Origin of the sequence: Streptomyces sp. NBC_00466 (genome assembly GCF_041433995.1) — a bacterium.
Classification (GTDB): Bacteria; Actinomycetota; Actinomycetes; order Streptomycetales; family Streptomycetaceae; genus Streptomyces.
In genome coordinates, this window is sequence record NZ_CP107896.1 from 1,131,583 (window position 1) to 1,142,500 (window position 10,918).

Below are 10,918 nucleotides of genomic sequence, written 5' to 3' on the forward strand. Positions count from 1 at the left end.
GTCCGTCCTTGTGCCGGTCATGGTAACCGCACCCCGCCCGTCGCCACACCCTGTCACCGCTATGTCACCGCGATGTCACGGCACATGTAGCAGAAACGCGCCGGGAGACCAGAAGGTTCCCCGAATACGCCCGCCTCACACGCCTTCGGCCACAGCCAGTCAGCAACTCATGGCGATTTACCCATCAACCGATCACTCACCGCGCATCCACTGCTCCATTACCGTGAGCAAATGATCAGGATCCACAGGCTTGGTGACATAGTCGGAAGCGCCGGATTCGATGGCCTTCTCCCGGTCGCCCTTCATCGCCTTCGCGGTGAGCGCGATGATCGGCAGCCCGGCGAACTGCGGCATCCTGCGGATGGCCGTCGTCGTCGCGTAGCCGTCCATCTCCGGCATCATGATGTCCATCAGAACGAGCGTCACATCGTCGTGCTGCTCCAGGACTTCGATGCCCTCGCGCCCGTTCTCCGCGTACAGCACCGCGAGACCGTGCTGTTCGAGGACGCTGGTGAGCGCGAAGACGTTACGGATGTCGTCGTCGACGATCAGTACCTTCTCGCTGTTGAACTGGAAGACCCGGCGCGGCTTCGCCACCTCCTCGGTCTCCCCCACCCACGTCTCGGGCTCCGAGGTCGCCGCCTGCACACCTGAACTGGCGGGCAGCGCCGGCTGTCCGCCGGCCGACCCCAGCGACCTGCGGCGCTGCCGCCGGAACAGCTCCGCGGGACCGCCCTGGCCGTCCGTGGGCGCCATGGGCGCCTGGCCCTCTTCGGCCCGCACCCCTTCGTCGGGCCCGCCGCGCGTCCGCTCCCGGCTGCCCGGGGTCAGCTGCGGATACCCCTGAGGAGGCAGCTCGCTGGCGTGCAGCGGCAGATAGAGCGTGAACGTCGAACCGCGCCCCGGTTCGCTCGCCGCGTGGATCTCACCGCCGAGCAGCCGCGCGATCTCCCGGCTGATGGACAGGCCGAGGCCCGTACCGCCGTACTTGCGGCTGGTGGTCCCGTCCGCCTGCTTGAAGGCCTCGAAGATCACCCGCATCTTGCTCGACGCGATACCGATCCCCGTGTCGGTGACCGAGAAGGCGATCAGATCCGCGTCGGCGTCGCGCAGCGAGCCTGCTTCGAGCAGCTGCTCACGGATGGCGTTCGGCACATTGGCGTTGGCGGGCCTGATGACCAGCTCCACCGCCCCGGTGTCGGTGAACTTCACCGCGTTGGAGAGGAGGTTCCGCAGCACCTGCAGCAGCCGCTGCTCGTCCGTGTGCAGCGTCGCGGGCAGTTCGGGCGAGACCCGTACGGAGAAGTCCAGCCCCTTCTCGGCCGTGAGCGGCCGGAAGGTGGCCTCCACATAGTCGACGAGCTGGACCAGCGCGATCCGGGTCGGGCTGACATCCATCTTGCCCGCCTCGACCTTGGACAGATCCAGAATGTCGTTGATCAGCTGGAGCAGATCCGAACCCGCACCGTGAATGGTCTCCGCGAACTCCACCTGCTTCGGGGAGAGATTCCCCTCGGCGTTGTCGGCGAGCAGCTTGGCGAGGATCAGCAGCGAATTGAGCGGTGTACGCAGCTCGTGCGACATGTTCGCCAGGAACTCGGACTTGTAGCGCATCGAGACGGCGAGCTGCTCGGCACGCTCCTCCAGCACCTGCCTGGCCTCCTCGATCTCGGTGTTCTTCACCTCGATATCGCGGTTCTGCTGGGCCAGCAGCTCGGCCTTCTCCTCCAGTTCGGCATTCGACGCCTGAAGTGCCTTCTGCCGGTTCTCCAGTTCGGCCGAACGCTCCCGCAGCTGCTCGGTCAGTTCCTGCGACTGCTTGAGCAGCACCTCGGTCTTCGAATTGACGCTGATGGTGTTGACGCTCGTCGCGATCATTTCCGCGATCTGGTTGAGGAAGTCCTTCTGGATATGCGTGAACGGCTGGAAGGAGGCCAGCTCGATCACCCCGAGGACATTCCCGTCGAAGAGCACCGGCAGCACGATCACATGGGCGGGCGGCGCCTCGCCGAGACCGGACGAGATCTTCAGGTACCCCGGCGGCACGTTCTCCACCAGGATCGTGCGCTTCTCCTCGGCGGCCGTGCCGATGAGCGTCTCCCCCGGCCGGAACGTCGTCGGCATGGAGCCGGCGGAGTAGCCGTAACTGCCGTGCATCCGCAGCTCGTACGAGTTCTCCGCGCCCGCGCCGCTCTCCGCGGCCGGCCCGGTCGGCACCGCCAGGAAGAACGCGCCGTGCTGGGCCGATACGACCGGCGTGAGCTCGCTCATGATGAGCGACGCCACGTCCACCAGTTCCCGGCGCCCCTGCATCAGGCCGGAGATACGGGCCAGGTTGCCCTTGAGCCAGTCCTGCTCCTTGTTGGCGACCGTGGTGTCACGCAGGTTGGCGATCATCGTGTTGATGTTGTCCTGCAACGCCTGGATCTCACCTGCGGCGTCCACATCGATCTTGAGATTGAGATCGCCGCGGGTCACCGCGGTGGCCACGGCCGCGATGGCGCGCACCTGACGGGTCAGGTTCCCGGCCATCTCGTTCACGGACTCGGTCAGGTCGCGCCAGGTGCCGTCCACATCACGCACCCGCGCCTGCCCGCCCAGCTGGCCCTCGGTGCCCACCTCGCGGGCCACCCTGGTCACCTGCTCGGCGAAGCTCGACAGCTGGTCGACCATGGTGTTGATGGTGGTCTTCAGCTCCAGGATCTCGCCCTGGGCGTCGATGTCGATCTTCTTCGTCAGGTCGCCCTTGGCGATGGCCGTGGTGACAGTGGCGATCTGACGCACCTGCCCGGTCAGATTGGACGCCATCGAGTTCACCGACTCGGTGAGGTCCTTCCACGTACCGGCGACTCCCGGCACCCGGGCCTGCCCGCCGAGCGAGCCGTCCGTACCCACCTCACGTGCCACCCGCGTCACTTCGTCCGCGAACGAGGACAGCGTCGTCACCATGGTGTTGACCGTGTCCGCGAGCTGCGCGACCTCGCCGCGCGCCTCCACGGTGACCTTCTTGGTCAGATCACCGTTGGCGACCGCAGTGGCGACCTGGGAGATGTTCCGCACCTGGCTGGTCAGGTTGTTGGCCATCAGGTTCACGTTGTCGCTGAGGTCTTCCCAGATGCCGGTGACCCCGCGCACCCGCGCCTGGCCGCCGAGGATGCCCTCGGTGCCCACCTCGCGGGCCACCCGTGTCACCTGCTCCGCGAACGACGACAACTGGTCGACCATCGTGTTGACGGTCGTGACCAGCTCGAGGATCTCGCCCTTGGCGTCGACAGTGATCTTCTTCGACAGATCGCCCTTGGCGACCGCGGTCGTCACCTCGGCGATGTTCCGTACCTGCGAGGTCAGGTTGTTCGCCATGAAGTTGACGGACTGGGTGAGGTCCTTCCAGGTGCCGGAGACCCCCTGGACCTCCGCCTGGCCCCCGAGGATGCCCTCGGTGCCCACCTCGCGCGCGACCCGCGTCACCTGCTCCGCGAACGACGACAGCTGATCGACCATCGTGTTCAGGGTGTTCTTGAGCTCAAGGATCTCGCCGCGCGCGTCCACGTCGATCTTCTGCGACAGGTCACCGCGGGCCACCGCGGTCGCGACCTGCGCGATGTTGCGGACCTGTGCGGTGAGGTTGCCCGCCATCCCGTTCACGGAGTCGGTCAGATCACGCCACACCCCGGCCACACCGGGCACCTGCGCCTGGCCGCCGAGCCGTCCGTCCGTACCGACCTCGCGGGCGACCCTGGTCACCTGCTCGGCGAAGGCGGAGAGCTGATCGACCATCGTGTTGATGGTGTTCTTCAGCTCAAGGATCTCGCCGCGGGCGTCCACGTCGATCTTCTGCGACAGATCACCCCGGGCCACCGCGGTGGTCACCTGGGCGATCTGGCGGACCTGCGACGTGAGGTTTCCCGCCATGAAGTTGACGGAGTCGGTGAGTTCCTTCCACGTACCGCTGACGCCGTCCACCCGGGCCTGCCCGCCGAGCCGGCCCTCCGTACCCACGTCACGCGCCATCCGCGTCACCTGATCGGCGAACGAGGAGAGCTGCGCCACCATCGTGTTGACGGTGTTCTTCAGCTCCAGCATCTCCCCGGCCACGTCAACCGTGACCTTCTGCGACAGATCGCCGTTGGCCACCGCCGTCGTCACCTGCGCGATGTCCCGCACCTGGCCGGTGAGGTTACGGAAGGCCGTGTTCACCGAGTCGGTGAGGTCCTTCCACGTACCCGCCGCTCCCGGCACTTCGGCCTGACCGCCGAGGCGCCCCTCGACCCCGACCTCACGCGCCACCCGCGTCACTTCGGAACCGAAGGACTGCAGCTGGTCCACCATCGTGTTGACGGTGTTCTTCAGCTCCAGCATCTCCCCGGCCACGTTCACCGTGACCTTCTGCGTCATGTCACCGTTGGCGACCGCCGTCGTCACCTGCGCGATGTCCCGCACCTGCGTCGTCAGGTTGCGGAAGACGGTGTTGACGGAGTCGGTGAGGTCCTTCCAGGTGCCGGCGGCGCCCGGCACCTGCGCCTGGCCGCCCAGCAGCCCCTCGGCGCCGACCTCGCTGGCCACCCGGGTCACTTCGTCCGCGAAGGTACGCAGCGTCTCGGTCATCTGGTTGATGGTCTCGGCGAGCTGGGCGACCTCGCCGCGCGCGCTCACCGTGACCTTCTGCGAGAGATCACCGTTGGCGACCGCTGTGGTGACCTCCGCGATACCGCGCACCTGCGACGTCAGGTTCCCGGCCATCGTGTTCACCGAGTCGGTGAGGTCCTTCCACACGCCGGCCACACCGGGCACAGCCGCCTGACCGCCGAGTTCGCCCTCCGTACCCACCTCACGCGCGACCCGTGTCACCTCGGACGAGAACGAGGACAACTGGTCGACCATCGTGTTGACGGTGTTCTTCAGCTGGAGCATCTCTCCGGCCACATGGACGGTGACCTTGCGGGACAGATCACCCCGGGCGACAGCGGTCGTGACGAGAGCAATGTCACGCACCTGCGCGGTCAGCCGGTACGCCATGGTGTTCACCGAATCGGTGAGACCCTTCCACGAACCGGACATACCGCGCACCTGGGCCTGGCCGCCGAGCTTGCCCTCGGTGCCGACCTCCAGTGCGACACGCGTCACCTCGTCGGTGAACGCCGACAGCTGGTCGACGAGGTTGTTGACGGTACGGGCGACCTTCAGGAACTCGCCGCGCAACGGCCGCTCCACGCCGTCCATGGCCTGCGAGCGCAGGTCCATCCGCTGTTCCAGGTCACCCTCGGCCACCGCCGACAGCACCCTGCCGACCTCGGACACCGGCCGCGCGAGATCGTCCACCAGCTCGTTCGACGCATCGATCGCGGTGGCCCAGGAGCCCTCCAGGGCCCCTGTCTCCAGCCTCTCGGTGAGTTTCCCCTCGCGGCCCACCATCCTGCGCACCCGGGCGATCTCACCCGTCAGATGGAGATTCCGGTCGGCGACCTCGTTGAAGACGGCCGCGATCTCGGCCATCGTGCCGTCGCCGGAGACCGTCAGACGCCGCCGGAAGTTCCCGTCGCGCATCGCGGCCAGAGCCGTCAGAAGTCTGTCCAGGGCGGCGGTATCCACTTCAGTTGTCCCGTGGTGTCGCTTTTTTGGCGACTGTCCGCTTTTTGCGCGCGTGTTCTTGTCACGCGCCGCCGTGCCAGACTCCACCGTGTCCCTCCCGCAGGGGTTGGCCGTACTGCCGGGCTGTAATCGAGAAGCTAACCCAGTGTTTCACCATGGCAGGACCAGGCCATAACAGTTCGGCAGCTTTGCATACCGTCCCCGCAGACTCGGAGCGGAAACCCAGTAACCGGCATCCAAACGGACAGCGAAGGTAAGTAACCTGGCATCCGGCTGTCCAACCGTCCCGGTCAGCCCGGCGGGGGCGGAGACATCAGAACTACCACCGGGCAGCGAGGGGCGGGCCGACATGGCAGAGCCGGGCGTCGAGACGCGTACGAGGAGTTCTGTGATCACCGCGCGGGCGGCTGCCAGTTTCGAACCGGTCGGACGGTCGGTAGCGACCGCCCGTACTTTTGTACGTGACACCCTCCAGGGGTGGGGATATTCCGACGTCGTCGACGACGCGGTCGTCCTCACCAGCGAACTGGTCACCAACGCGGTGGTCCACGCGGGCACCACCGCCGACGTCCTGTGCCTGCGCACCGCGGACGGCATCCGGGTGGAGGTCGCCGACCACTATCCGGAGCGTGAGGTCCCGCTCCAGGGCAGCGGCCAGTCCTTCGGCAGCCCGGACCGCGAGGGCGGCCGCGGACTGCTGCTCTGCGCGGCGCTCGCCTCCCGCTGGGGCGTCGACTACACGCCCACCCAGAAGCAGGTGTGGTTCCAACTCGACCTGCCGCAGCGCCCGGTGGGAGCCCGCTCGGCTGGCCCGCTGCTCCCTTCGGAGCTTCTCCCGGTGGCCGACGGACGGGTCCGCGTGGCAGTGGTCCAGATCGACAGGACCGGTTCTGTCTCCTCCTGGAACGAGGACGCGACGGAGCTTTTCGGCCACCTCGCCGACCAGGTCGTCGGCAAGCAGCTCACCGACTTCGCCGCCTGGCCGCACACTCCGGGCACCAACACCGGTATCGCCGACGCCCTCCAGCTGTCCCGCTGGGAGGGCAGCTACGGCATCCGTGCCGCCGACGGCAAGGTCGTCCCCGTCTACGCCTCGCATCTGCGGGTGCGGGACGCGCAGGGCGAACCGAGCACCGTCTGCCTCCTGGTCAACGACTACGAGCGCGCCGTCCTCCAGACGCCGGCCCGCACCCCGCAGAACGACTCGAACTCCTTCTCCGACCACCGCACCACCGACCCGTTCGAAGTCTTCATCGGCTCCCCCGCCCCCGACGACCTCGACGGCCTCCTCCAGCGCACCGTCGAGCGCGCCCGGGACATGCTCGACGCCGACGCCGCGTTCCTGCTGCTCGCGACGGACGACGAGACGGAGCTCGAAGTACGGGCCACGACGGGGCTGCCGTCCGCCCGCCAGCGCTTCGCCCGGGTCCCGGTCGAAGCGGGCACCGGACGGTACGGATCGGCGCGGATGCCCGCCGTCCACGAGGACCTGGCCGCCGTGCCCGGCGCCGTACCACTGCTGAACGGCACGGGGATGCGCTCGGTCGTCACGGTCCCGCTCAAGGTCGAGGGCCGCCTCACCGGCTCTCTGGGCGTCTCGACCGAAGCCCCCGGCCGGTACTCCAACGAGCAGGCGCTCCGCCTCCAGTTCGCCGCCGACCGCATCGCGCTCGCTGTCGAGTCGGCCCGGCTCGGCGAGCTGGAGAAGCTGCGCCGCGGCTCGCTCTCGTTCCTCGTCGAGGCGTCCGACCTGCTGGCGGGCACCCTGGACCGCGACCAGACCCTGGCGCTGATGGCGCAGATGACCGTGCCGACGCTGGCCGCCTGGTGCGCCGTCTACACGATCGCCGACCAGTCGTCGGAGCCGTACCTCTCCTATGTCCTGCACGAGGACGAGGAGCGCATCGACGGCCTCAAGGCCCTGCTCTCCCGGATCAGCCCGCCCGAGCCTGTCCCGACCCCGGGCGCCCGGAGCTGGGCCGCCCCCGGTGAGGCGGCACACCAGGCGGCGCTGACGTCGTCCATGCGCAGCCTCGGTCTCGGGTCGAGCCCGGCGCTCGGTTCGGGCATCGGCACGACACTCGCCACGGCCGCCGCGGTCGGCGGCGAGACCGTCGTCCTGCCGCTGGTCGCCCGGAACCGGGTCATCGGAATGCTCACTCTCGGCAAACCGTCCGACGACCATTTCCGCCAGGAGATCCTGGAGCTCGCCGAAGACCTCTCGCGCCGGGCCGCACTCGCGCTCGACAACGCCCGCCTGTACTCGGAACGCACCGCCATCAGCCAGGCCCTGCAGCGCAGCCTGCTCCCGCCCGGCCTGCCGGACGTCCCCAATGTCGAGGTGGAGGTCATCTACCGGGCGGCGGGCGAGGGCAACGAGGTCGGCGGCGACTTCTACGACCTCTTCCCCATCCGGGACGGGGCCTACGGCTTCGCCATCGGCGACGTCTGCGGTACGGGCCCGGAGGCGGCCGCCGTCACCGGCCTGGCCCGCCACGCCCTGCGGCTGCTGGCCCGGGAGGGCTTCGGCGGCCCCGCCGTCCTGGAGCGGCTCAACGCCGCGATCCTCGACGAGGGCGCCCGCAGCCGCTTCCTCACCCTCCTCTACGGCGAACTGTGGCCCCAGGAGGACGGCAGCGCCCTCCTCAAGGTCGTCTGCGCCGGGCATCCGCTCCCCCTGCGGCTGCGGCAGGACGGCACGGTGGAGCCCGCGGCGGAACCGCAGCCGCTGCTCGGCGTGATGGAGGACCTGGAGCTGTACGAGCAGAGCGTGACCCTCGAACCGGGCGACGTACTGCTCTGCGTCACGGACGGCGTCACGGAGCGCCGCGAGGGCACCCGGATGCTCGGCGACGACGGCCTGGCCGACGTGCTCAGCACCTGCACCGGCCTGACGGCGGGCGCGGTGGCCGGCCGCATCCTGCGCGCGGTGGAGCGGTTCGCCGCCGAGCCCGCATCGGACGACATGGCCATCCTGGCCATGCGCGTGCCCGAGCCGCCCAAGTAGCCGATATACGAGCGGATACGCGAAAGGCCCCCACCAACCGGCGGGGGCCTTTCGGTGTGAGAGCCCCAATACGGAATCGAACCGTAGACCTTCTCCTTACCATGGAGACGCTCTACCGACTGAGCTATTGGGGCGCAGCAACAAGATAGATCATACCCGAAGTCGACGGTGCTTCCCGCCACCGCGCCCTCGTCGCTCCGCCACCCGGCGCCGGGCCCAAGCCGCCTGCTCAGAAAGCCGGTTGGAGCAGGCCACCGAGCGCGTTACAGGAGGAGACGATGCGCTGCAGCTCGCGCCGGCGCAGCGAACCGTGCACGGGAAGCGCGAGGGTCTCGTCGGCGGCCCGCTCGGTCTCGGGCAGCCGCACATCACGGCGGAAGGCCGGCATACGGTGAACGGGCGTCGTCACGGGCACCTCGCACCCCACACCCCTGCGCCGCAGGGCCTGGGCGAAGGCGTCACGGTCGGGTCGCCCGTTGCCCGGCACACGCACGACGTAACGCCGGTACGTGTGGGCCGCGTTCGGCACCGGTGTCCGGACCCCGGTCAGCCGGTCGCCCAAATACGCCGCGTAGGAACGGCGTTGCTCGACTTCGTCCGCGGCGGCGGTCTCTCCGGTGGGTTCTCCGGGCCCGACGACCAGGAGCCCGTGGATACGGCCGAGTTCACCGATCCGCGCCAGATCCGGCGGGTGTCCGAAGGCGGCGACAGCCACCACGGCGGCGGTACGTGAGGTGAGTACGGCAGCGACCGCGTCCGGGTCGAGGCAGTAACTCTCGGGATCTATGTCGGCGAAGACAGGCCTGGCCCCGGCCATCACCACGGCCGCGGCCGCTTCGGCGTCACCGTACGCCGGCACGACGACCTCGTCGCCGACCCGGACGCCTGCGGACTTCAGGAACCTCGCGGTACTCATGGCTGCATGCTGCTTGCCGCACGTGAACACCAAGTAACAGGGCATAAAAAAACGTCGGCCCCTGAACCGAAGTTCAGGGGCCGACGTTGAAAGATTGTTCGGCGGCGTCCTACTCTCCCACAGGGTCCCCCCTGCAGTACCATCGGCGCTGAAAGGCTTAGCTTCCGGGTTCGGAATGTAACCGGGCGTTTCCCTAACGCAATGACCACCGAAACACTATGAAATTAACGAAACCGGGTGACTTCACGGTCGTTCGTTATTTCAGAACTAACACAGTGGACGCGAGCAACTGAGGACAAGCCCTCGGCCTATTAGTACCAGTCAGCTCCACCCGTTACCGGGCTTCCACATCTGGCCTATCAACCCAGTCGTCTACTGGGAGCCTTAACCCCTCAAAGGGGGTGGGAATACTCATCTCGAAGCAGGCTTCCCGCTTAGATGCTTTCAGCGGTTATCCTTTCCGAACGTAGCCAACCAGCCATGCCCTTGGCAGGACAACTGGCACACCAGAGGTTCGTCCGTCCCGGTCCTCTCGTACTAGGGACAGCCCTTCTCAATATTCCTACGCGCGCAGAGGATAGGGACCGAACTGTCTCACGACGTTCTAAACCCAGCTCGCGTACCGCTTTAATGGGCGAACAGCCCAACCCTTGGGACCGACTCCAGCCCCAGGATGCGACGAGCCGACATCGAGGTGCCAAACCATCCCGTCGATATGGACTCTTGGGGAAGATCAGCCTGTTATCCCCGGGGTACCTTTTATCCGTTGAGCGACAGCGCTTCCACAAGCCACTGCCGGATCACTAGTCCCGACTTTCGTCCCTGCTCGACCCGTCGGTCTCACAGTCAAGCTCCCTTGTGCACTTACACTCAACACCTGATTGCCAACCAGGCTGAGGGAACCTTTGGGCGCCTCCGTTACTCTTTAGGAGGCAACCGCCCCAGTTAAACTACCCATCAGACACTGTCCCTGATCCGGATCACGGACCGAGGTTAGACATCCAGCACGACCAGAGTGGTATTTCAACGACGACTCCACAACCACTGGCGTGGCCGCTTCAAAGTCTCCCACCTATCCTACACAAGCCGAACCGAACACCAATATCAAACTGTAGTAAAGGTCCCGGGGTCTTTCCGTCCTTCTGCGCGAAACGAGCATCTTTACTCGTAGTGCAATTTCACCGGGCCTATGGTTGAGACAGTCGAGAAGTCGTTACGCCATTCGTGCAGGTCGGAACTTACCCGACAAGGAATTTCGCTACCTTAGGATGGTTATAGTTACCACCGCCGTTTACTGGCGCTTAAGTTCTCAGCTTCGCAACCCCGAAAGATCACTAACCGGTCCCCTTAACGTTCCAGCACCGGGCAGGCGTCAGTCCGTATACATCGCCTTACGGCTTCGCACG

At 66.9% G+C, this 10,918-nt stretch carries 3 protein-coding genes, 1 tRNA gene and 2 rRNA genes (1 of these 6 cut by a window edge); 1 reads left to right on the forward strand and 5 read right to left on the reverse strand.

Annotated features, from left to right (window positions below; genetic code table 11):
• Positions 1 to 192: 192 nt before the first annotated feature.
• Positions 193 to 5,676, reverse strand: coding sequence for a HAMP domain-containing protein (locus OG210_RS04940; protein ID WP_328332069.1), 5,484 nt, complete (start codon positions 5,674 to 5,676; stop codon positions 193 to 195).
• A 262-nt stretch (positions 5,677 to 5,938) separates the two neighbouring features.
• Between OG210_RS04940 and OG210_RS04945 the strand changes: the two genes are divergently transcribed.
• A complete protein-coding gene (locus OG210_RS04945) occupies positions 5,939 to 8,596 on the forward strand; it encodes a SpoIIE family protein phosphatase (RefSeq protein ID WP_328332067.1) in 2,658 nt (885 codons plus the stop codon).
• A 61-nt stretch (positions 8,597 to 8,657) separates the two neighbouring features.
• Here the strand turns inward: OG210_RS04945 and OG210_RS04950 are convergent.
• From OG210_RS04950 to OG210_RS04965, 4 genes are all read right to left on the reverse strand, one after another.
• Positions 8,658 to 8,730: transfer RNA gene (locus OG210_RS04950), tRNA-Thr, on the reverse strand.
• A 95-nt stretch (positions 8,731 to 8,825) separates the two neighbouring features.
• Positions 8,826 to 9,512 (reverse strand): DegT/DnrJ/EryC1/StrS family aminotransferase, encoded by a 687-nt coding sequence (locus OG210_RS04955; protein ID WP_328332065.1) that lies wholly within the window; start codon positions 9,510 to 9,512, stop codon positions 8,826 to 8,828.
• Positions 9,513 to 9,608: 96 nt separating this feature from the next.
• Positions 9,609 to 9,725 (reverse strand): 5S ribosomal RNA (gene rrf, locus OG210_RS04960).
• Positions 9,726 to 9,803: 78 nt separating this feature from the next.
• A 23S ribosomal RNA gene (locus OG210_RS04965) occupies positions 9,804 to 10,918 on the reverse strand (it continues 2,010 nt past the right edge of the window).

Bases quoted from the DNA above. Each gene is read 5' to 3' on its own strand.
- OG210_RS04945 (WP_328332067.1), top strand. From the start codon at position 5,939: ATGGCAGAGCCGGGCGTCGAGACGCGTACGAGGAGTTCTGTGATCACC.
- OG210_RS04955 (WP_328332065.1), bottom strand. From the start codon at position 9,512: ATGAGTACCGCGAGGTTCCTGAAGTCCGCAGGCGTCCGGGTCGGCGAC.